19 protein-coding genes are annotated in these 21,015 nt (G+C 65.7%); 8 read left to right on the top strand and 11 right to left on the bottom strand.

Going from position 1 to position 21,015, the window contains the following annotated elements; translation table 11 throughout:
- Nucleotides 1-13 precede the first annotated feature (13 nt).
- From F812_RS0114140 to lpxB, 6 genes are all read left to right on the top strand, one after another.
- Nucleotides 14-910 (top strand): class II glutamine amidotransferase, encoded by an 897-nt coding sequence (locus tag F812_RS0114140; protein ID WP_026868130.1) that lies wholly within the window; start codon nt 14-16, stop codon nt 908-910.
- A gap of 1 nt (nt 911) precedes the next feature.
- Nucleotides 912-1,598, top strand: coding sequence for a GXGXG domain-containing protein (locus F812_RS0114145; protein ID WP_020086646.1), 687 nt, complete (start codon nt 912-914; stop codon nt 1,596-1,598).
- The gene (locus F812_RS0114150; RefSeq protein ID WP_020086647.1) at nt 1,598-2,926 is read left to right on the top strand and encodes an FMN-binding glutamate synthase family protein; all 1,329 of its coding nucleotides are present in this window, start codon (nt 1,598-1,600) and stop codon (nt 2,924-2,926) included. Before F812_RS0114145 ends, F812_RS0114150 begins: the two co-directional genes overlap by 1 nt.
- A gap of 290 nt (nt 2,927-3,216) precedes the next feature.
- Entirely contained in the window at nt 3,217-4,527 is a 1,311-nt protein-coding gene (gene glnT / locus F812_RS0114155) for a type III glutamate--ammonia ligase (RefSeq protein WP_020086648.1), read from the top strand.
- 145 nt (nt 4,528-4,672) lie between these two features.
- Nucleotides 4,673-5,980, top strand: coding sequence for an LpxI family protein (locus F812_RS0114160; protein WP_020086649.1), 1,308 nt, complete (start codon nt 4,673-4,675; stop codon nt 5,978-5,980).
- On the top strand, nt 5,977-7,197 hold the full coding sequence (gene lpxB / locus F812_RS0114165) for a lipid-A-disaccharide synthase (RefSeq protein ID WP_020086650.1): 1,221 nt from the start codon (nt 5,977-5,979) through the stop codon (nt 7,195-7,197). Before F812_RS0114160 ends, lpxB begins: the two co-directional genes overlap by 4 nt.
- A 33-nt stretch (nt 7,198-7,230) precedes the next feature.
- Here lpxB and gltA read toward each other — a convergent pair whose 3' ends face one another.
- Nucleotides 7,231-8,550 carry a citrate synthase gene (gene gltA / locus F812_RS0114170; RefSeq protein ID WP_020086651.1) on the bottom strand — a complete coding sequence of 440 codons (1,320 nt, stop codon included), beginning with the start codon at nt 8,548-8,550 and terminating at the stop codon, nt 7,231-7,233.
- 146 nt (nt 8,551-8,696) lie between these two features.
- Nucleotides 8,697-10,238 (bottom strand): glutamate--tRNA ligase, encoded by a 1,542-nt coding sequence (gene gltX / locus F812_RS0114175; protein ID WP_020086652.1) that lies wholly within the window; start codon nt 10,236-10,238, stop codon nt 8,697-8,699.
- A 164-nt stretch (nt 10,239-10,402) separates the two neighbouring features.
- Here gltX and F812_RS23965 point away from each other — a divergent pair, with 164 nt between their 5' ends.
- Entirely contained in the window at nt 10,403-12,679 is a 2,277-nt protein-coding gene (locus F812_RS23965; RefSeq protein ID WP_020086653.1) for a ComEC/Rec2 family competence protein, read from the top strand.
- On the opposite strand, the gene lexA is transcribed toward F812_RS23965, so the two are convergent.
- From lexA to F812_RS0114215, 7 genes are all read right to left on the bottom strand, one after another.
- A complete protein-coding gene (lexA, locus tag F812_RS0114185) occupies nt 12,676-13,407 on the bottom strand; it encodes a transcriptional repressor LexA (RefSeq protein ID WP_020086654.1) in 732 nt (243 codons plus the stop codon). The two genes, F812_RS23965 and lexA, sit on opposite strands and share 4 nt — an antisense overlap.
- 319 nt (nt 13,408-13,726) lie before the next feature.
- Nucleotides 13,727-14,932 (bottom strand): molybdopterin molybdotransferase MoeA, encoded by a 1,206-nt coding sequence (locus F812_RS0114190; protein WP_020086655.1) that lies wholly within the window; start codon nt 14,930-14,932, stop codon nt 13,727-13,729.
- Nucleotides 14,933-14,936: 4 nt separating this feature from the next.
- Nucleotides 14,937-15,431, bottom strand: coding sequence for a cyclic pyranopterin monophosphate synthase MoaC (moaC, locus tag F812_RS0114195; protein ID WP_020086656.1), 495 nt, complete (start codon nt 15,429-15,431; stop codon nt 14,937-14,939).
- Nucleotides 15,431-16,231 (bottom strand): indole-3-glycerol phosphate synthase TrpC, encoded by an 801-nt coding sequence (trpC, locus tag F812_RS0114200; RefSeq protein ID WP_020086657.1) that lies wholly within the window; start codon nt 16,229-16,231, stop codon nt 15,431-15,433. Before trpC ends, moaC begins: the two co-directional genes overlap by 1 nt.
- A gap of 201 nt (nt 16,232-16,432) precedes the next feature.
- Nucleotides 16,433-16,933: a hypothetical protein gene (locus F812_RS0114205; RefSeq protein WP_020086658.1), complete on the bottom strand. Its 501-nt coding sequence runs from the start codon at nt 16,931-16,933 to the stop codon at nt 16,433-16,435.
- An 87-nt stretch (nt 16,934-17,020) separates the two neighbouring features.
- Nucleotides 17,021-18,037, bottom strand: coding sequence for an anthranilate phosphoribosyltransferase (trpD, locus tag F812_RS0114210; RefSeq protein ID WP_198011205.1), 1,017 nt, complete (start codon nt 18,035-18,037; stop codon nt 17,021-17,023).
- A gap of 28 nt (nt 18,038-18,065) precedes the next feature.
- On the bottom strand, nt 18,066-18,680 hold the full coding sequence (locus tag F812_RS0114215) for an anthranilate synthase component II (RefSeq protein WP_020086660.1): 615 nt from the start codon (nt 18,678-18,680) through the stop codon (nt 18,066-18,068).
- A 259-nt stretch (nt 18,681-18,939) separates the two neighbouring features.
- On the opposite strand from F812_RS0114215, the gene kdsA reads away from it, so the two are divergent.
- Nucleotides 18,940-19,797 carry a 3-deoxy-8-phosphooctulonate synthase gene (gene kdsA / locus F812_RS0114220; protein ID WP_020086661.1) on the top strand — a complete coding sequence of 286 codons (858 nt, stop codon included), beginning with the start codon at nt 18,940-18,942 and terminating at the stop codon, nt 19,795-19,797.
- Nucleotides 19,798-19,804: 7 nt separating this feature from the next.
- On the opposite strand, the gene F812_RS0114225 is transcribed toward kdsA, so the two are convergent.
- Both F812_RS0114225 and F812_RS0114230 read right to left on the bottom strand, forming a co-directional pair.
- Nucleotides 19,805-20,479, bottom strand: coding sequence for a ChrR family anti-sigma-E factor (locus tag F812_RS0114225; RefSeq protein WP_020086662.1), 675 nt, complete (start codon nt 20,477-20,479; stop codon nt 19,805-19,807).
- Nucleotides 20,480-21,013, bottom strand: a complete 534-nt coding sequence (locus F812_RS0114230; protein WP_020086663.1) for a sigma-70 family RNA polymerase sigma factor — start codon at nt 21,011-21,013, stop codon at nt 20,480-20,482.
- Nucleotides 21,014-21,015 lie beyond the last annotated feature (2 nt).

The following is a 21,015-nucleotide window of genomic DNA, read 5'->3' on the forward strand; positions in this document are numbered from 1 at the left end:
GGTGCGCCATCCGATGTGCGGAATAGTTGGGCTATTCATCAAGAACAAAGCATTGGAGCCTCGGCTAGGTGAGTTGACGGCGGGAATGCTTGCCACGATGTGCGAGCGCGGGCCGGATTCTGCAGGTTTCGCCGTCTACGGCGCTCCCAATTCCGGCAAGGTCAAGATCACCCTTCAGTCGCCCAGTGCGGAGGCTGACTTCGCCGATCTCGCCAAGACCGTCGGGAAGGCGATTGGCGCGGATCTGAAGCTCGACGTGAAGTCGTCCCACGCCATCCTGACCTGCCCGGCCGACAAGGCTGAAGAGGCCCGCAAGGCTGTTCGCGAGAAATTCCCCAGCGTCCGCATCATGGGCGCCGGCGACGTGATCGAGATCTATAAGGAGGTCGGCTATCCGACCGACGTCGCCAAGCGCTTCGATCTTGCGAAGATGTCCGGCACGCACGCCATCGGCCACACGCGCATGGCCACCGAGAGCGCCGTCACCACGCTCGGCGCCCATCCGTTCTCGACCGGCCCCGATCAGTGCCTGGTTCACAACGGCTCGCTCTCGAACCACAACAATCTGCGCCGCGATCTCAAGCACGACGGCATGACCTTCGAAACGCAGAACGACAGCGAGGTCGCTGCCGCCTATCTCACGTGGCGCATGAACCAGGGCCTCAATCTCGGCCAGGCGCTGGAGAAGAGCCTCGACGATCTCGACGGCTTCTTCACCTTTGTCGTAGGCACCAAGAACGGCTTTGGCGTTCTGCGCGATCCCATCGCCTGCAAGCCGGCCGTGCTCGCCGAGACGGACGACTATGTGGCCTTCGGCTCCGAGTACCGCGCTCTGGCCGGTCTCCCTGGCATCGAGAACGCGAAGGTCTGGGAGCCCGAGCCCGCAACCGTCTACTTCTGGGAGCGCTGAGATGCGGTCGATCGATCTGACGAAGACGCCGCTCCGCGAGCTCAACGCCAGCCTGCATGAGCAGAAAGACGGCACCAACGAGACCGAGTGGGAGGTGTTGAACCCGCGCGGACAGCACGCCATCGCCGTCGGCCTCGATGCGCCGGTCACGGTCACCGTTCGCGGCTCCGTCGGGTACTACGTCGCCGGCATGAACAAGCACGCGACCGTCATCGTCGAGGGATCGGCTGGCCCCGGCGCTGCCGAGAACATGATGTCCGGCAAAGTCATCGTCAGAGGCGACGCGAGCCAGTACGCGGGCGCCACCGGCCGCGGCGGCCTGCTCGTCATCGAAGGCAACGCGTCCTCGCGATGCGGCATCTCGATGAAGGGCATCGACATCGTCGTCAAGGGCAACATCGGCCACATGTCGGCCTTCATGGCGCAGTCCGGCAGCCTCGTCGTTCTCGGCAACGCGGGCGACGCGCTGGGAGACAGCATCTACGAGGCTAGGCTCTACGTGCGCGGAAGCGTGAAGAGCCTCGGCGCCGACTGCATCGAAAAGGAGATGCGGCCCGAGCATCACGAGGCGCTTGCGGCTCTGCTCGCCAAGGCCGGCGTGACCGATGTGAAGACGTCGGAGTTCAAACGCTACGGCTCCGCGCGCAAGCTCTACACCTTCAACATCGACAATGCGGATGCCTACTGATGAGCTATCAAAATCCGCCGACCACGCCCCGCAAGTCCGCCACCTTCGACGACTACACGCTCTCCGAAATCCGGCGCGCGGCCCAGACGGGCATCTACGATATTCGCGGCGCAGGCGCGAAGCGGAAGGTTCCGCACTTCGACGACCTGCTGTTTCTCGGCGCGTCCATGTCGCGCTACCCGCTCGAGGGCTATCGCGAGAAATGCTCGACGACGGTCACGCTCGGCACACGCTTCGCCAAGAAGCCGATCGAGCTAAAGATACCGATCACCATCGCGGGCATGAGCTTCGGCTCGCTCTCGGCCAACGCCAAGGAGGCACTCGGGCGCGGCGCAACGATAGCCGGAACGTCGACGACGACCGGTGACGGCGGCATGACGCCCGAGGAGCGCGGACAGTCCGAGAAGCTCGTCTACCAGTATCTGCCGTCTCGCTACGGCATGAATCCGGACGACCTGCGCAAGGCCGATGCCATCGAGGTGGTGGTGGGGCAGGGCGCCAAGCCCGGCGGCGGCGGCATGCTGCTCGGCCAGAAGATTTCCGATCGCGTCGCCGAGATGCGCACGCTGCCCAAGGGCATCGATCAGCGCTCTGCCTGCCGTCATCCCGACTGGACCGGGCCTGACGATCTCGAGATCAAGATCCTCGAGCTGCGCGAGATCACCGATTGGGAGAAGCCGATCTACATCAAGGTGGGCGGCGCACGCCCCTACTATGACGTGGCGCTCGCGGTGAAAGCCGGTGCCGACGTCGTAGTCGTCGACGGTATGCAGGGCGGCACCGCGGCTACGCAGGAAGTGTTCATCGAGCATGTCGGCCAGCCCACGCTCGCCTGCATCCGCCCCGCCGTCCAGGCACTCCAGGATCTCGGCATGCATCGCAAGGTGCAGCTCATCGTATCGGGCGGCATCCGCAACGGCGCCGACTGCGCCAAGGCACTCGCCCTCGGTGCGGACGCCGTCTCCATCGGCACCGCCGCGCTCGTGGCTCTCGGCGACAACGATCCGGCGCTCGAAAGCGAGTACGAGAAGCTCAACACCGTCGCCGGTGCCTACGACGACTGGCACGAAGGGCGCGACCCGGCCGGCATCACCACGCAGGATCCCGAGCTCGCCAAGCGCCTCGATCCTGTGCGCGCCGGTCGCCGTCTCGCCAACTATCTCAAGGTCATGACGCTCGAGCTGCAGACCATCGCGCGCGCGGCAGGCCACAACCATGTCCACAATCTCGAGCCGGAAGACCTCTGCGCGCTCACCATCGAGGCCGCCGCCATGGCGCGCGTGCCGCTCGCGGGAACGAGCTGGATTCCGGGTCAGGGTGGCTTGTGACCGCACGCGCTTCGGGAGCTGCATTCCGAAGCAGGGCTTGCGGGTCGAAAAAACGATCCCGATCGTCTCGGACCAGCCGGCCCGCGACGTAAACCGGTGGTCGGATCACAACGGCCGCTATCGCTTCAGGCAAATCCGCCCGGAACTCGATCGCGGCCGGCTACGAACGAAAAGAGCCAATGATCGCTGCGGGCGAGTGCGTCCAGAGGCGTGAGTAGAGGCCGAACATGTTCTCTAGGTTCTGGAAACACAAGTCGAACAGCAACGTAACCGTGTCCGGGGAAAAACCAATGTCACAGGATCTGGCTCAGGTCGCAAAAGAGCGCGGCATCCGCTACTTCATGATTTCTTTCACCGATCTCTTCGGCTTCCAGCGCGCCAAGCTCGTGCCCGCAGCCGCGATCGCCGAGATCCAGAAAGACGGCGCAGGCTTTGCGGGCTTCGCGACGTGGCTCGATATGACGCCCGCGCACCCCGATATGTTCGGCATGCCGGACCCCGCAGGTCTCATCCAGCTTCCCTGGAAGCCCGAGGTCGCCTGGGTCGCCTCCGATTGCGTGATGGAGGACAAGCACGTCGCCCAGTCGCCGCGCGTGGTGCTGAAGAAGCAGGTCGCGAAGGCCGCTGAGAAGGGCCTGCGCATCAAGACCGGTGTCGAGTGCGAGTTCTTCCTGATCAACGCCGACGGCACGACGATTTCCGATCCCAAGGATCAGGCCTCTAAGCCCTGCTACGATCAGCAGGCGATCATGCGCCGCTACGACGTGATCTCCGAGATCTGCGACTACATGCTGGAGCTCGGCTGGGGTCCGTACCAGAACGACCATGAGGACGCCAACGGCCAGTTCGAGATGAACTGGAATTTCGATGACGCGCTGCTCACCGCCGACCGTCACTCGTTCTTCAAGTACATGGTGCGCTCGATCGCCGAGAAGCATGGCCTGCGCGCGACGTTCATGCCGAAGCCGTTCCCGACCCTCACCGGCAACGGCTGCCACGCGCATATCTCGGTCTGGGATGCGGCGACGGGCAAGACCAACATGTTCTACGACAACTCCGACGAGATGGGCCTCTCGCAGCAGGGCTACAACTTCCTCGGCGGCATCATGCGCCACGCGGAGTCGCTCTCGGCGATCACCAATCCGACGGTGAACTCCTACAAGCGCATCAACGCCCCGCGCACGATCTCGGGCGCAACGTGGGCACCGAACTCTGTCACATGGACCGGCAACAACCGCACGCATATGGTTCGCGTGCCGGGCAAGGGCCGCTTCGAGCTGCGCCTCCCGGACGGCGCGGCGAACCCCTATCTCTTGCAGGCGGTCATCATCGCCGCCGGCCTCGACGGCATCGAGCGAAACGCCCATCCGGGCAAGCGCCTCGACATCGACATGTACAAGGAGGGGCACACGGTAAAGGACGCGCCGAAGCTTCCGCTGAACCTGCTCGACGCCCTGCGCAACTTCGACAAGGACACCAGCCTCAAGGAGGCACTCGGAACCGAGTTCGCGGACGCGTTCATCAAGCTCAAGACAAGCGAATGGAACTCCTATGCCTCCCACTTCACCCAGTGGGAGCGGGACCACACGCTCGACGTCTGAAGCGGGATAAGGTCAAATACGGACAGCCGGCGGCGGAGACATTTGCTGCCGGCTTTTCCATGTCCGGCCTGCTGCCGGTTGCCTGCTGCCCGCTGCCTGTCTATAGCCTTGCCCTGATACGGCAGCAGGCGCCGAGAGGGGTAGCATGGACGTGCGCGCACGGCGGCTCGCAATACTGGCCGGGGGCGGAGAGCTTCCGCGCGAGATCGCAGACAGCGCGGCCGCGCGCGGCGAGCTCGTTGCCATCGTCGCCATAGACGGGGAGGCGAATGCCGATTTCGGCAGCCACCCGGTGACGCGCGTCAACTGGGGCCAGATCGGCGCCATGATCCGCACGCTCAAGGCTGCCAAAGCCACCGATCTCGTCATCGTGGGACGTGTGCACCGCCCGGAGCTCGGCGGCCTGAAGCCCGACCTCGGCTTTTTCCGCTACCTGCCGCAGATCGTGAAGATCGTAGCGTCGGGCGGCGACGACAGCGTGCTGAGGCGCGTCGTGCGCTTCTTTGAGCGCCACGGCATCACGGTGATCGGACCGGGAGACGCGGCGCCCGGCCTCGTGGTGGGCAAAGGCCCCATCGGCAGCGCGACATCGTCGGCATCCGATCAGGCCGACATCGCACGCGGCCTGGATCTGATCCGCGCGCTCGGCGCCTATGACATCGGACAGAGCGTGATCATCTCAAACGGAGAGATCGAGGTCATCGAAGGAGCCGAGGGCACCGATCGCATGATCGCCCGCGCCGCGGCGCGCCGTACCGCGCGCGGAAGCGGCAAGCCCGCGGGCGTGCTCGTCAAGCGCTCGAAGCCCGGACAGGACCTGCGCGTCGACATGCCGGCCATCGGACCCGCCACGGTGAAAGGCGTACAGGAAGCCGGTCTTGCCGGGGTCGCGGTCGAAGCGGGAAGAGTGCTGGTCGCCGAGCGCGCCGAGACCGTGCGTTGCGCGGACGGCATGGGCGTGTTCGTCGAAGGCGTGAGCGATGGCGAGGAACGAGACCCGCCGCGCCGCTTCAACGCACGCAAAGTCACGATGAAGTTTCGCGTGCTGGGACGCGCAGCCCCGGAGCAGCATGGCACCCACGACGCTATCAAGGGCATCGCCACGCTCGATGCGCTGACGGGCTTCGGCATCGGCCGCGCGGTGATCGTCGTGCGCAATCACGTCCTGGCCGTAGAGACCGGCGAAGGCGCGGAGGAGGCCGTCCGGCGCGCGGCCGGACTGCGCCAGTGGGCGAGCATCACCCGAACGCGCCGTGGCGTCGCGACGCTGCGCGATGTCACGGACCTGACATCAGCCGTCGTCAAAGCGGTCGCATCCGCAGGCTATGCAGGCATCGCCCTGGCCTCCGGGCCACCGGAGCCCGCGGCGGTCCCTCCGAAGCTTCTCGCCGAAGCTGACCATGCGGGCATCTTCCTGCTCGTCCGCGAGCCGGCTGTCGGAGCTGCAACATGAGGGAGACCGTGACGGGAGAATCCCGCCCAACCGGCGAGGTCCGGATATTCCTGATTGCAGGTGAGCATTCCGGCGATGCACTCGGCGCCAAGCTGATCGACGCGTTGCGCACCCGTCTGGGTGATCGCCTCGTTCTGGCCGGTGTGGGCGGTGAGGCCATGGAGCAGCGACGAGGCTTCGTCTCCGGCTTCCCCATGTCAGACGTCGCGGTGATGGGCCCCCTCTCCATCCTGCGGCACCTGCCGCGTATCGTCCGCCGCGTCTATGCCGCCGTCGACAGCGCGCTTCGCTTCGAGCCAGACGCCGTCGTCATCATCGACAGCCCCGAGTTCACCCATCCGATCGCCAAGCGCATCCGCAAGGCCCGCCCTGACATCCCGATCGTGGACTACGTGAGTCCCAGCGTGTGGGCATGGCGGCCGGGCCGCGCCGCGAAGATGCGCCCCTATGTCGATCATATCCTCGGCATTCTCCCGTTTGAGCCTGCCGCGCACAAGCGGCTCGGCGGCCCGCCCTGCAGCTATGTGGGACATTCGTTCATCGAGCGGCTCGATTGGCTGCGCGATCTCGATCCCGAGCCGTTGAGAGCGCGTCTCGGTCTGGATCCGGAGAAGCCCGTGATCGTCGCGCTGCCCGGCAGCCGCACATCCGAGGTGGGCCGCCTGATGGAGCCATTCGGCGATACGCTGCGTCTCCTATGCGAGCGCGGAAAGGCCCCGGAGGTGATCGTTCCCTGTGTCGCGCATGTGCGCGGGCTGGTGGAGAAGGGACGTGCGAGCTGGCCGGTTGCGGCTCATATCGTCGAGGACCCGGACGACAAGTATCGCGCCTTCAAGCTTGCGAAAGCGGCGCTTGCGGCCTCGGGCACTGTCACGCTCGAGCTTGCGCTCGCTGGCACGCCGATGGTCGTCGCTTATCGTGTCGATCCGGTCGCGGCGCCGTTTCTTCGCCGCATGATCAAGGCGCCCACCACCGTGCTCGCGAACCTCGTGCTGGGAGAGAACGCATTCCCGGAATTCCACCAGGAGAAAAGCTCGCCCCGGAACCTCGCGGACGCGCTGGAGCCGCTGCTGTCGGATACGCCCGAAAGACGCGCCCAGCTTGCTGCCCTCGCGAGGGTTCCCCACCTCATGCATATCGAAGGCGGCAGCCCCAGCGAGGCTGCCGCCGATATCGTTCTGGATTATGCGCTGAACGGAAGATCTGCGGCCCGGTGAGCCGTCTTCCGCTCTAGGAAGAAGCGGCCAGGCTCACGAGCCCGGCTTCGGGAACGGACGGCGCGCGGGTCCCACATAGAGCTGGCGCGGACGGCCGATGCGCTGCTCCGGATCCTCGATCATTTCCTTCCACTGCGCGATCCAGCCCACCGTGCGCGCCACCGCGAACAGCACCGTGAACATGGAGACGGGGAAGCCCATCGCGCGCAGCGTGATGCCCGAATAGAAATCGATGTTCGGATAGAGCTTCTTCTCGATGAAGTACTCGTCCTGAAGCGCGATGCGCTCGAGCTCCATCGCCACCGCAAGCAGCGGATCGTTGCGCTTGTCGAGCTCGTCCAGCACCTGATGGCAAGTCTTCTGCATCACCTTGGCGCGCGGATCGTAGTTCTTGTAGACGCGATGGCCGAAGCCCATCAGCCGGAAGCCCGACGTCTTGTCCTTGGCCTTCTTGATGAACTCGGGGATGCGGTCCACCGAGCCGATCTCTTCCAGCATGTTGAGCGCGGCTTCGTTCGCGCCGCCATGGGCGGGGCCCCAGAGACAGGCGATGCCGGCCGCGATGCACGCGAACGGATTGGCGCCTGAAGAGCCCGCGAGACGCACCGTGGAGGTGGACGCGTTCTGCTCGTGGTCCGCGTGAAGAATGAAGATGCGATCCAGCGCGCGCGCCACGATCGGATTGACGATGTAGGGCTCGCAGGGAACTGAGAAGCACATCTGCAGGAAGTTCGACGTGTAGTCGAGATCGTTCCGCGGATAGATGAAGGGCTGGCCGATCGAATACTTGTAGGCCATTGCCGCGATCGTCGGCATCTTCGCGATCATGCGATGGCTCGCCGTCTCGCGCTGACGCGGATCGTTGATGTCGGTGGAGTCGTGATAGAATGACGAGAGCGCGCCGACCACGGCCACCATCACAGACATCGGATGCGCGTCACGGCGGAAGCCGGTGAAGAAGCGCGTCATCTGCTCGTGCACCATCGTGTGGCGCGTGATGGTGTTGCGGAACTGCTTGAACTCGTCGTTGGTCGGCAGCTCGCCGTGCAGAAGCAGATAGCACGTGGCGAGGAAGTTCGAGTTCTCGGCCAGCTCGTCGATGGAATAGCCGCGATAGAGCAACTCGCCCTTGTCGCCATCGATGAAGGTGATGTGCGAGGAGCAGTTGGCCGTGGAGGTAAATCCCGGATCGTAGGTGAAGCAGCCGGTGTCGCGATAGACCTTCGCGATGTCGATCACATCGGGGCCGATCGTTCCGCTGCGGACATCGAGTGAGACCGTTTTCCCTTTCAGAACGAGGTCGGCCTGACCCTTTGCCCCCGCCTTGGAGGTTGAGCTTTCTTGAATGCCCATTCCGCGTCTCCTTCGATCAAGCACCCGCGTGCTTGGGATCAGATCAACTCACCAGCCGAAAGCGGCAGGCGCTCGAATGCTGCACCGCAGTATAGCGGAAATGCAATTCTACGAAATGACGAAGTAGCGAAGCTTGTGAAGCGGCTTCAGCGAATTTGTTCGCCAAGCCGGGCGAGGGTTTCCTCACGCCCGAGAACGCTCATGACATCGAACACGGGCGGCGAAACCGTGCGTCCGGTGAGGGCGGAGCGCAGCGGCTGAGCAACCTTGCCGAGCTTCGTGCCTGTTTCCTCCGCATACGTGCGAACAAGAGCCTCGAGCGCACCCGGGGTCCATTCGGCGGAGGCTTCGAAACGCGGCACGAGAGCCGTCAGAATCGCCCGGGCCTCAGCATCCATCAGCTTCTGGGCCTTGTCATCTAGACTAAGGGGGCGCTCGGCCACGATGAAAAGCGCTTGACCGACAAGCTCCGCAAGCGTCTTGGCTCGCTCTTTCAGAGAAGGCAGGGCCTGGAGCAGACGCTCCCATCCCTTGGCCTCGAAGCGGCGCGCCAGCTCCGGCCCTGTGGTGACGCCCGGCACCTGGGCCGCGACCTCGCGGGCGAGCGCGATGTCGGATCTGACCGGCGCCTTGGGATCGACGGCGATCGCCGAGAGGGCTGCGAAATCGAGATGAGGCAGGATGCCCTGAATTCCGGCAAGCAGCTCGGAATCGGGCGTTGTGCGCAAATAATGACCGTTGAGATCGTCGAGCTTCTTGAAGTCGAAGCGTGCTGCGCTCTTGTTGATGTCGTCGATGTCGAACCAGCGGATGAGATCTTCCGTCGAAATGATCTCGTCGTCACCATGGCTCCAGCCGAGACGCACAAGATAGTTGCGCAGCGCCACCGGCAGATAGCCCATGGCGCGGTATTCCTCGACGCCCTGAGCGCCATGCCGCTTCGAAAGCTTGGCGCCGTCCGCGCCATGGATCAGCGGCACGTGCGCCCATTCGGGGATCGCCCATCCCATGCCGAGATAGATCTGCGACTGGCGTGCGGCGTTGGTCAGGTGATCCACGCCGCGAATGACGTGCGTCACGCCCATGTCGTGATCGTCCACAACCACGGCGAGATTGTAGGTCGGGTTACCGTCGCTTCTGAGGATGATCAGGTCGTCGAGCTCCTTGTTCTGGAACACGACACGGCCCTGCACATGATCCTCGACCACCGTCTCGCCTTCGCGCGGCGCCTTGAGCCGGATCGTGTACGGCTGACCGGCCGGTGCCTCCGACGGATCGCGATCGCGCCAGGGTGAGCGAATGGTGAGCGGACGCTTCTCAGCTTCCGCGTCCTTCCGCATCTGGTCGATCTCGGCTGCCGTCAGATAGCAGCGATAGGCGCCGCCACGTTCGAGCAGGGCCAGCGCCACCTCGCGATGGCGATCCGCACGCGAGAACTGCGAGACCGGCTCGCCGTCCCATTCGAGCCCGAGCCACCGCACGCCGTCCAGGATCGCGGCCACGGCCTCGGGATTGTTCCGCTCGCGGTCCGTATCCTCGATCCGGAGCAGGAACGTGCCGCCCGTGCGCTTGGCGTAGAGCCAATTGAAAAGCGCCGTGCGCGCACCGCCGATATGCAGATAGCCGGTGGGCGAAGGGGCGAAACGCACGACGGGAGCGCCGGGCGGCGTTCGTTTGGACTCGGTCATGGATGATCGGCTCGGGTTGGTGTGAATTGGCTCGCCATGTAGCATAGCCGCACAAGGCGAGACTAGTGTGCTTGCCGAAAAGAGCGGCCTGGGCTCGCGAGCGAAGAAGAGATCGGAATCAAAGGCCTAGGGCAAGGCAGGTACGCGCGGGGCAGGGGGCGGGATTGGACGTTTCTCCCGAGAGTGCAGGGCGGGAAGGCACGCTCGCCGCGGCCTGGCGGCGGATCTCGCCTGTTCTGGCGCAGGCGGGCGGGCTGCGGGAAAGCCTCGAACGCGAGCGTGCCCGCTGGTTCGTCTGGACCCCCGTCGCCCTCGGCACCGGCATCGCGATCTACTTTGCCCGCGCGCACGAGCCAAGCCTCTGGATAGCGCTGGCGCTCCCCATGATGGCGCTGGGTCTCGCAGGCGCGAGCCGCAAGGCGGGTCTCTTGTCCATCCTGGCGCTGGGCGTACTGACCGCATCCCTCGGCTTCACCCTCGCCAAGCTGCGCACCGAATGGACCCGCGCACCCGTACTCGGCCACGAGATCCGCCGGGCCGAGGTGAAAGGGATCGTCGAGCTGATCGAGCCGAGACCGGCCCGCGGCGAGCGCATCACCCTGCGCGTGACCGACATCAAGGGGCTCGCCCCCGGGGATCGCCCCGAACGCGTCCGCATCCGCGTGATGATCGAGCGCGAGGGCTTGAAGCCCGGAGACCTCGTGCGCCTGCGCGCGACGCTGCGCCCGCCCTCCGTCCCCGCACTGCCGGGCGGCTACGACTTTGCCCGCACGGCCTGGTTCCAACGTCTGGGAGCGACCGGTTACGCCATCGCCCCAGCCGAAATCATCGCGCAGGCGGAGGCGCGCGACCAGAGCCTCGTCCAGAACGCGCGCGATGCCCTCGAGCGCCTGCGCCAGGGCATCGGTGAGCGCATACGCGCCGCCGTACCGGGCGAAACCGGCGCCATCGCCGTATCACTCATCACCGGGGAGCGCGGCGCCATCACGGAGGCCACCAACGACGCCTATCGCGACTCCGGCCTCGTGCACATTCTCTCCATTTCAGGTCTGCACATGGTGATCATGGCGGGCGCGGTGTTCGCCTCCATCCGCATTCTGCTCGCCGCGTTTCCGGCAATCGCGCTGCGCTTCCCCACGAAGAAATGGGCAGCCGCCGCAGCGCTCGCCGGCGCGGCCAGCTATCTTCTCATCTCCGGTCAGTCCGTCGCCACCCAGCGCGCGTTTCTCATGATCGCGATCATGTTCGCCGCCGTGATGCTGGACCGGCAGGCCCTTGCCATGCGCAACGTCGCGATCGCGGCGTTCGTCGTTCTCGCCGTCATGCCCGAAAGCCTGCTCGACGCCGGGTTCCAGATGTCGTTTGCGGCCGTCGTGTCGCTCATCGCCGCCTATGAGACGGCGCGGTCGCAATCGAGTGAGCGGGAGCTTGCGGGCTGGCTTCGCCCCGTCGCGTTCTTCCTCGGCGGCATCGTGCTCTCCACCGTGATCGCAAGCCTCGCCGTCGCGCCCATCGGCGCCTATCACTTCCACCGCAGCCAGCAGTATGCGCTGCTCGCGAACTTGATATCGGTTCCGATCTGCAACCTGATCGTCATGCCGGCGGCGCTGCTGACGCTCGTGATGATGCCCTTCGGCCTCGAAGCCTTGCCCCTCGCGATCATGGCGAAGGGGATCGACGTCATGTCCGCAACCGCTCACTGGGTCGCGAGCCTGCCCGGCGCCGTGATGCACATTCCCAAGATCTCCGATATGAGCTTTGCCCTCATGATCGCGGGAGGCCTGTGGCTCACACTCTGGCAGACGCGGTGGCGCATGCTCGGCCTCGCCGCCATCGGAGCGGGCCTCGTCGTGGCGGGAGATGACCCGCGTCCCGACGTCCTCGCCGGACGCGGGGGTGAGCTCGTAGCTCTCCGCTCAAGCGACGGCACGCTCGCCGCCATGGGCTCACGCTCTGGCAGCTTCGAGTTGACACGCTGGCTCGAGCACGATGGCGATGCGCGCGCCCCCCGCGACGTGATGCGCGGGACGGCATTTCGTTGCGATGGCGTGGGCTGCATTGCCGGTGTGCGAGGACTTACGCTCGCCGTCGAGCGCCACCCGTCCGCGGCGGCGGAAGACTGCAAAAAGGCCGACATCGTGATCGGCGGATCCGAGCGCTCCCGGGGTTGCGCACACCCGCGCCTCGTCCTCGATCGCGCCACGCTGAGACGCGACGGCACCCACGCCATCTATCTTGCGACGGCGCAGGGGAGCGAGAAACCGGCGATCGAGAAGGTGGAAACGGTCGCGAGCCGGAGGGGCGAGCGGCCTTGGACAGAGCGCCCGCTGAGGCCCCGCCGCGCGCCTGCCCCTGATACGCCTCCGGAAAACACGATGGGCCGGTCACCATCGAGCGACCAGCCCACCGAAGAGATGCCGTTGGACGACGAGCGCGACTAGTAGCGGCGGATGAGCCCCACGAGGCGCCCCTGAATGTCCACCTGATCGGGACCGAAAATGCGCGTCTTGAATTCGGGATTTGCAGCCTCGAGCGCGATCGTCGAGCCCTTCTTGCGCAGGCGCTTGAGGGTCGCTTCCTCATGCTCGACGAGTGCCACCACGATGTCGCCGTTCTCGGCCGTATCGCAGCGGCGGATGATCACCGTGTCGCCGTCGTGAATGCCGGCTTCGATCATCGAGTCGCCCTTCACCTCCAGCGCGAAATGCTCGCCATTGGTGAGCAGATCCGGCGGGCAGGCGATGTCGTGCGTATGGTTCTGGATCGCCGAGATCGGCACGCCCGCAGCGATCCGGCCCATCACCGGAACCGAGACCGTTCGGCTGTCGATCATATGAGAGGGCGGGGGCATGATGTTGCGGGCTTTCGCGCCCTCGATCACGCTCGGCTGGAAGCCGATCCGCCTGGGTTCCGCTGCAACCGTCGCGACAGTGGCGGCAGACGCGGCCGTCGAGCTTTCCGGAAGCTTCAGCACCTCGATGGCGCGGGCGCGATGAGGAAGGCGGCGGATGAAGCCCCGCTCCACCAGGGCCGTAATCAAGCGGTGAATGCCCGACTTGGATTTGAGGTCGAGCGCGTCTTTCATCTCGTCGAACGAAGGCGGCACGCCATCGGCCTGCATGCGCTCATGAATGAAGAGCAAAAGCTCCTTCTGCTTCAAAGTCAGCATCGTGCCTCCCGTGCGAGACCTCATTGCGAGGCCAAGACAATAAAATATCTGTTCCGATCACGCGCCGAGGCGCCAACAACGCGGCGCTCCAACATCCCTTTCGAAGGGCCATCCATTTCGAATGGACAAGGCTCCTGCGTCGCGCAAGACCGGCCCCTCAACGTCGAACGCGCAGCCATCCTTTCGCGGGGGACCGTTGCGATCCTCAACCCTAAACGACGACCACGAACGTTTTGCGCGAGACTCACCTAAACAAAACGTGAATGTACGCTAATCGTTCTCGCCACGTTCTGCAAGTGCAACGTTCTGGATCAGCCGGTCAGTCGCGCAGGCGCTCGATGATCACCGTATCGCCGGGCTTGGCGGCGGGCGCATTCATGGGCCGGTGGATGAGGCAGTTGGCCTCCGCGAGCGCCGTCAGCAGCGAGCTGTCCTGTGACGGCATGGGCGCCACCGTGAGCAGGCCGTCGTGCCTCCGGCCGAGCTTCGCGCGCATCAGATGAAGGCGTGGACCGTTGGCGTCGAGAGGCTGCGTGAGGATCGCGGTCTCGCGCTCCTGTGCATCCGCAGGCAACCCGGTCATCGCCTGCACGAGCGGCACCAGGAACACCCGCGCGGTGATGAGCGCGGAAACCGGATTGCCCGGCAGCCCCAGCACCCGCGTCTTTCCGAGATGGCCGAACATCAGCGGTTTGCCCGGCCGGATCGCAACCCTCCAGAACGCGAGATCGATGCCTTCCTTGCGCAGGGCAGGTCCCACGAGATCATGGTCGCCGACCGACGCGCCGCCGATCGTGACGAGCACGTCCGCTCCGCGTGCTTCCGCAATACGCGCGGCGAGAGCATCTAAGCGGTCGGGCGCGATGCCGAGAAGCCGCGCCGTGCCGCCCGCGCGCTCGACCAGCGCCGCAAGACCTACTGGATTGGACGAAACGATTTGATCGGGACCGGGTTGCGTGCCCGGCGGAACGAGCTCGTCTCCCGTCGCCAGGATCGCGACCACAGGGCGGCGCGTCACCGGCACCGAGGCGTGCCCCATGGCGGCTGCGAGTGTCAGCGCATGAGGATCGAGGCGGCGCCCACGCCGGAGCGCGACGATGCCGGCTGCGAAATCCACCCCCGCGGGCCGGATGTTGCCCTTGGCCGGAGTAGCATCCGTCGCGACGATGTCGCAGCCCTCGCGCGCGACGTTTTCCTGGATCACGACGGTGCCGCAGCCCGCGGGAAGGGGCGCGCCTGTGAAGATGCGCACCGCCTGACCCGGAGCGGCGGAGCCCGCAAAGCCGCGGCCGGCCGCCGACTCGCCGATCACCGTCCAGCGGTCTCCCGGCTTAGCGGCCGCATCGCCGTACACCGCATAGCCGTCCATCGCCGACGCATCGAACGGCGGCTGCGTGAGGGTTGCCGCGAGATCGCGTGCGAGCACCCGCCCGTCCGCCTGCTCGACAGGAACCGTTTCCTCGGGAAGCGGCGCGACGCCATCCAGGATACGGGCGAGGGCAGCGTCGGCGGAGAGAAGTGTCATGGCGTCAGGATCCGCTTTCGCGTTTGGGCGCTTCGTAGGTGCCGGAGCGTCCACCCGTCTTCGAGGCGAGGCGAATGCCGCTGATCTCCATCCCGCGATCGACCGCTTTCAGCATGTCGTACAGCGTGAGGCCGGCCACGGAGACGGCGGTCAGGGCCTCCATCTCCACGCCCGTCTGCCCGGTGACGCTGACTTCGGCGCGAATATGAAAGCCGGCCGGCGTCTCAGACGGCGTGAAATCGACGGCCGCTTTGGTAAGCGCAAGCGGATGGCACAGCGGAATGAGCTCGCTCGTCTTCTTCGCGGCCATGATCCCCGCGATTCGCGCGGCGGCCAGCACGTCACCCTTGGGCGCGCCACCCGAGCGGATGAGCGCCAGCGTCTCGGGTTTCATCGCGATGAAGCCTTCCGCAACGGCCGTGCGGCTCGTCACGTCTTTCGCGCCAACGTCCACCATGCGGGCGCGGCCTGCTTCGTCGAGATGGGTGAGCTTCGTCATCAGGCGGCCTCGGGCGTGAGCAAGGTGCGCGTCGCCGCCGTGACGTCGGCCTGGCGCATGAGACTTTCGCCGACCAGGAAGGTCTCGACGCCGGCGCGCTTCAGGCGGCTGATGTCGGCCGGCGTGAAGATGCCGCTCTCGCCGATGACGATGCGGTCCTTCGGCACGCGCGGGGCGAGCGCTTCTGTGGTGGCGAGCGTCGTCTCGAACGTCTTGAGATTGCGATTGTTGATGCCGATGAGGCGGCAATCGAGCTTCAAGGCGCGATCGAGCTCGGCCCCGTCGTGCACCTCCACGATCGCGTCCATGCCCCAGTCGCGCGCAGCCGAGGCGAGGTCCGCCGCGAGTGCGTCGTCCACCTCCGCCATGATGATCAGGATGCAGTCTGCGCCCCAGGCGCGCGCTTCCACCACCTGATAGGTGTCGATCATGAAATCCTTGCGCAGCACCGGCAGCGAGACGGCCGCGCGCGCGGTCGTGAGATAGTCGGGCGCGCCCTGGAACGAGGGACCGTCGGTCAGGATCGAGAGGCACGCCGCTCCGCCTGCCTCGTAGGCGCGGGCGAGCTGCGGCGGATCGAAATCCTCGCGGATCAATCCTTTCGACGGCGAGGCCTTCTTGATTTCGGCGATCAGCGCCGTCTGGCCTGCGCGATGACGCGCGTCGAGCGCGGCAGCGAACGGGCGCACGGCGGGCGCACTGCGCGCCAGCTCGGCAAGAACCTGCAACGGCAAGGCCTCGCGTGCACGCGCAACCTCTTCGCGCTTGTACTGGGTGATCTTCTCGAGAATGTCTGCCATGTCGAAGCGCGTACCAGATGCGTCCGAAGGCCCAGAAAAGCCCCTCGGAAGGTGAAGTTTCCACATCGATAAGACTGAGGATCAAGCAAAGATCAAGCGCCCTGCCCGAATTGGCCGATCGGAGAGCGAATGAGGCCGGAAATACGGCGCATCACGGCGGGTCGGGCGCCATTTACCAACGGAGGCTTGGCGGCAGGGCGCCTAGTTGCCGTTGAGAAAGGCCGTTTCCTTGACGATCAGGTCGCGGCCGAGGGTCAGGCAGTCGGCCGCGATTTCGTTCGGCACCATGTCGAGGCGGATGTTGTGCCCGCCTGTGGTGAGGCCCCATTTGTGATCGATGCAACTCTTGATCATCAGCGCGAGATGCTCGGCGGCAGCCGCTCCGTCGAGGCGCGATTGATCCACCAGCGCGGCGCGGAGCTTCGCATAAGCCGCCTGAAACGCTGCGTAGGCGTCCACGTGACGCTTGCGCATGGCGCAGACGTCCTTCACGCCCTGATCGACCTCCGGCTTCTCCCATTCGACCACTGACGTCACGAAGGCGCGGCAAGCCTCCTCCGAGGCGTCAACCTTGCCTTCCTCGTCGTAGCCGATGATCAGCGTCTTGGGCATTTGCGCTTCGCCCGCTTGGAGCGGTGTAACAACGGCTCCGATCGCGGAGAGCAGAAGCACAAGCAACGTCGTGGCGAGAGCGCGGGGCATGGAGGAGAACCTCTCTCGGCTGCGAGCACGGCAATTAGCCACCCTACCACGCCCGCCGGGACACGGAATCCTGCACGAGGAAAGAGGTCAACCTGCCTGCTGGCTGATGGAGACGAGCTTTTGAAGCGCCGCAGCCGCCCGCCCAGAACCGATCGACTCCTGCGCCTGAGCAACGCCTTCGGCAAGGGATCGTGCCCGCCCGCCGACGATCAGTGCGGCCGCCGTGTTGAGCAGTACGATGTCGCGATAGGCTCCGGGGGCACCCGCGAGCAGGTCCTTGAGCGCCTGCGCGTTGTGCGCGCTGTCGCCGCCCTTGAGATCGGCGAGGCTCACGCGCATGAGGCCTGCGTCTTCCGGCGTGACCTCGAACGTCGTGATCTTGCCGTTCTCGAGCGAGGCGACGGTGGTCGGGCCGGTCGTCGAAAGTTCGTCGAGGCCATCGTGTCCGTGCACCACCCACGCCCGCTCGGACCCGAGCGCGCGCAGCACGTCCGCGATCGGCTCCACCCAGGCGCGGTCGAACACGCCGAGCACGTGATGCTTGACGCGCGCGGGATTGCAGACAGGGCCGAGCAGGTTGAAAAGCGTGCGAATTCCAAGCTCGGCGCGGGCCGCACCCCAGGCTTTGAAGGCGGGATGATGGGCAGGCGCCCACAGGAAACCGACACCCGCTTCATTCACCGCCCGCTCGATCAGCGCCGGGCCGCAATCGAGCTTTACGCCCAGCGCAGAGAGCACGTCGGACGCGCCCGACAGCGAGGAGACGGAGCGATTGCCGTGCTTGGCCACCTTGAGGCCCGCGCCCGCCGCAACCAGCGCGGCACCCGTCGAGACGTTGAACGTGCCGTGCCCGTCGCCGCCCGTGCCGACGATGTCGATCGCGCCCGCTGGAACGGAGACGGCGGTCATCTTCTCGCGCATTGCGCGCGCCGCGCCCGCGATCTCGTCCACGGTCTCGCCTCGCACGCGCAGCCCCATCAGGAAGGCCGCCATCTGCACGGGCGTGGCTTCCGCCGTGAGCACGTCCACGGCCTGCGCCATCTCCGCAGCCGAGAGCTTCTCCCCTGCGGCGACGGCCTGCAGTATGGATTTCACGCCTGTCACGTTGACCATGCGTCCCCCGGAGCCCCGATCAAGCGGCGTCGCGCGGACGCGGCGCGTTCCGCCGGCGCGGCGAGAGGCCCGCAATTTCGAGGAAGTTGGCGAGGAGGGCATGGCCCTGCTCGGATGCGATGCTCTCGGGATGGAACTGAACGCCATGGACGGGATGCGTCTTGTGCATGAGGCCCATGATGAGCCCGTCGCTGGTCTCGGCGTTCACTTCGAGGCAATCGGGCAGGCTCTTCCGCTCGACGATGAGCGAGTGATAGCGCGTCACCTCGATGCGCTCGGGCAGCCCCTTGAACACGCCCTTGTCGGTGTGGCGGATGGTTGACAGCTTGCCGTGCATGGGCTCCGGCGCGCGGATCACCTTGCCGCCGTAGGCTTGGCCGATGGCCTGATGGCCGAGGCAAACCCCGAGCAGCGGGATCTTCGAGCCGGCCTTGGCGATGAGATCGAGGCACACGCCCGCTTCGTTCGGTGTGCACGGGCCGGGCGAGAGCACGATCGCCTTGGGCTTCATCTTCAGCACTTCTTCCGCCGTCACCTTGTCGTTGCGGATCACCTCGGACTTGGTGCCGAGCTCGCCCAGGAAATGCACGAGATTGTAGGTGAAGCTGTCGTAGTTATCGATCAGGACGAGCATGGGGCTGGGCCTCGGTGGGGGCGCTGAAGCGCCGAATGGCCCAAGATCGGCCAATCTGACGCAGGAAGTTGCTGATGTGGGTGTAGAAAGCCCCGGAGCAAGCGTCAAGCTTGCGACTTTGATCCAAAGGGCAAGCGTCAAGCTTGCGACACCGGCCCCAGAGCTTGCATCGAGCACACGGAAACCGGCATGCTCATAATCCGTGGGTTGGCGGGAGGGGGCACTCCCAAGGCCCTTCGGAAGCCGCTATAAGGGCACCATGACCCAAATCGATCCCTTAAAACCCAATGCGCGCGTCGGCATCGGCTCGCTCACCGTCGCCAATTCGGCCCCCATCGTGGTGTTCGCCGGTCCCTGCCAGATGGAAAGCCGCACCCACGCCCTCGAAATGGCGGGCGCCCTCAAGGAAGCGGCCGGACGGCTCGGCCTCGGCCTCGTCTACAAATCGTCGTTCGACAAGGCAAACCGCACCTCCCTCGGCGGCAAGCGGGGCATCGGCCTCGACAAGGCCATCGAGGTCTTTGCCGAGATCCGCGAGAAACTGGGGCTGCCCGTCGTCACCGACGTGCACGAGAAAGATCAGTGCAAGCTCGTGGCTCCTGTGGCTGACGTGCTCCAGATCCCGGCCTTTCTCTGCCGGCAGACGGACCTCCTCATCGCCGCCGCCGAAACCGGACGGGTGGTGAAGGTCAAGAAGGGCCAGTTCCTGGCGCCCTGGGACATGAAAAACGTGGTCGCCAAAGTGGTGGGATCGGGCAATCCGAACGTGCTGCTCACCGAGCGCGGAAGCTCGTTCGGCTACAACACCCTGGTGGTCGACATGCGGGGCCTTCCGCAGATGGCCGAAACCGGCGCGCCGGTGATCTTCGACGCGACTCACGCCGTCCAGCAGCCGGGCGGCCTGGGCGGCAGCTCGGGCGGCGATCGCCGCTTCGTGCCCGTGCTGGCGCGTGCCGCCGTCGCCGTTGGCGTGGCGGGGCTTTTCATCGAGACGCATCAGGACCCTGACAACGCCCCCTCGGACGGCCCCAACATGCTGCCGCTGAAGGAGTTCGAGCCGCTTATGAAGGATCTGATGGCTCTCGACGCACTGACCAAGTCGCGCGCCGGGACCTGAGCGCCGTTCAAAGCCCGAGTAGAGGCTGCAGCAGGCGGGCGACGGGGCTCTTGAAGATCAGCTTGCCCTCGGTCGCCATCAGGCAGATGCAACCTTTCTCGGGGCAGGCAACCGGCCCGTGGGCGACCCCTTCGTCCAGATCCGCCACGTCGCCCACGCGGTAAGTCCCGAACGCATCCGTATAGCTTCCCCGCAGGATGAGGGTGAGCTCCTGGCCCGCATGCCCATGCTCGGGCATGGTCTTGCCCGGGGCCACCTTAATGAGGCGCAGCTCGCCACAGCATCCCTTGGAGAGCGGAACCGGAAAAATCCAGATCCCCGGCGCAACCCACCGCCAGGCCACCTGATCGAGGTCGGCGCCGATAAGAGGCACGAGCGGGCGGGGCACCTCGCCCGCGTTCTGTCCGCACGGCGCGGGTGCGGAAACTGAGGACGGATCGCCTTTAGCGTCTGCGTCTGCCTCGCCCGCCCGCATGGCGACCACCGGTGCCGGGCCGCTCATGCCCACCGGCTCGAGCTTGTCGAACAATGCGACGCCGATCTGCTGCATCCGCCTCACTTCACAGCAGCAGGTCTTGCACAGCGACAGGTGCGAGGCGATCACGGCGGCGAACGCCTCCGGCTGGCTGCCTGCCGCGCAGCACATCAGGTTTGCGATGTCCGGATGATGCGAGATCGTCATCTATCTCAAGTCCTCGAGCGCATCGCGAATCTTCTGGTAGGCGAGGCGCATGCGTGATTTCACGGTTCCGAGCGGCAAGCCCAGTCGCTGAGCGATCTCGCTGTGCGACAGTCCCTCCACATACGCGAGGGTGACGACTTCGGATTGATCGGCCGGCAACTCGGCGAGCACACTGCGCACCTTTTCGCTCCGCTCCCGCTCAGAAAGCTCCTCGTCCGGGGTGGGCTCCGGCGACGGCTCCTCGTCGTTGTTCTCGGGCAGAGGCTGCCAGGCCACCTCCTTGCGCAGGCGGTCGATGCGAAGGTTCCGCGCGATCGTGAAAATCCACGTTGTCGCACTTCCCTTGTCGTCGGAGTAAAGGGCCGCCTTCCGCCACACCGTGAGCAAGGTTTCCTGCGCAAGCTCCTCGGCAGTGCGCGGATCAGCCCCTTGCCGCATCATGTAGGATTTGACGCGCGGTGCGTAGGACTGGAACAGCGCCCTGAAGGCCTCGACGTCGCCGTTCGCGGCCACCCGTTGCAAGAGATCAGCCATAG

The sequence above is a fragment of the Hyphomicrobium zavarzinii ATCC 27496 genome, assembly GCF_000383415.1.
GTDB lineage: Bacteria > Pseudomonadota > Alphaproteobacteria > Rhizobiales > Hyphomicrobiaceae > Hyphomicrobium_C > Hyphomicrobium_C zavarzinii.

Bases quoted from the DNA above. Each gene is read 5' to 3' on its own strand.
- F812_RS0114140 (WP_026868130.1), top strand. From the start codon at position 14: ATGTGCGGAATAGTTGGGCTATTCATCAAGAACAAAGCATTGGAGCCT.
- F812_RS0114145 (WP_020086646.1), top strand. From the start codon at position 912: ATGCGGTCGATCGATCTGACGAAGACGCCGCTCCGCGAGCTCAACGCC.
- F812_RS0114150 (WP_020086647.1), top strand. From the start codon at position 1,598: ATGAGCTATCAAAATCCGCCGACCACGCCCCGCAAGTCCGCCACCTTC.
- glnT (WP_020086648.1), top strand. From the start codon at position 3,217: ATGTCACAGGATCTGGCTCAGGTCGCAAAAGAGCGCGGCATCCGCTAC.
- F812_RS0114160 (WP_020086649.1), top strand. From the start codon at position 4,673: ATGGACGTGCGCGCACGGCGGCTCGCAATACTGGCCGGGGGCGGAGAG.
- lpxB (WP_020086650.1), top strand. From the start codon at position 5,977: ATGAGGGAGACCGTGACGGGAGAATCCCGCCCAACCGGCGAGGTCCGG.
- gltA (WP_020086651.1), bottom strand. From the start codon at position 8,550: ATGGGCATTCAAGAAAGCTCAACCTCCAAGGCGGGGGCAAAGGGTCAG.
- gltX (WP_020086652.1), bottom strand. From the start codon at position 10,238: ATGACCGAGTCCAAACGAACGCCGCCCGGCGCTCCCGTCGTGCGTTTC.
- lexA (WP_020086654.1), bottom strand. From the start codon at position 13,407: ATGCTGACTTTGAAGCAGAAGGAGCTTTTGCTCTTCATTCATGAGCGC.
- F812_RS0114190 (WP_020086655.1), bottom strand. From the start codon at position 14,932: ATGACACTTCTCTCCGCCGACGCTGCCCTCGCCCGTATCCTGGATGGC.
- moaC (WP_020086656.1), bottom strand. From the start codon at position 15,431: ATGACGAAGCTCACCCATCTCGACGAAGCAGGCCGCGCCCGCATGGTG.
- trpC (WP_020086657.1), bottom strand. From the start codon at position 16,231: ATGGCAGACATTCTCGAGAAGATCACCCAGTACAAGCGCGAAGAGGTT.
- F812_RS0114205 (WP_020086658.1), bottom strand. From the start codon at position 16,933: ATGCCCCGCGCTCTCGCCACGACGTTGCTTGTGCTTCTGCTCTCCGCG.
- F812_RS0114215 (WP_020086660.1), bottom strand. From the start codon at position 18,680: ATGCTCGTCCTGATCGATAACTACGACAGCTTCACCTACAATCTCGTG.
- kdsA (WP_020086661.1), top strand. From the start codon at position 18,940: ATGACCCAAATCGATCCCTTAAAACCCAATGCGCGCGTCGGCATCGGC.
- F812_RS0114225 (WP_020086662.1), bottom strand. From the start codon at position 20,479: ATGACGATCTCGCATCATCCGGACATCGCAAACCTGATGTGCTGCGCG.
- F812_RS0114230 (WP_020086663.1), bottom strand. From the start codon at position 21,013: ATGGCTGATCTCTTGCAACGGGTGGCCGCGAACGGCGACGTCGAGGCC.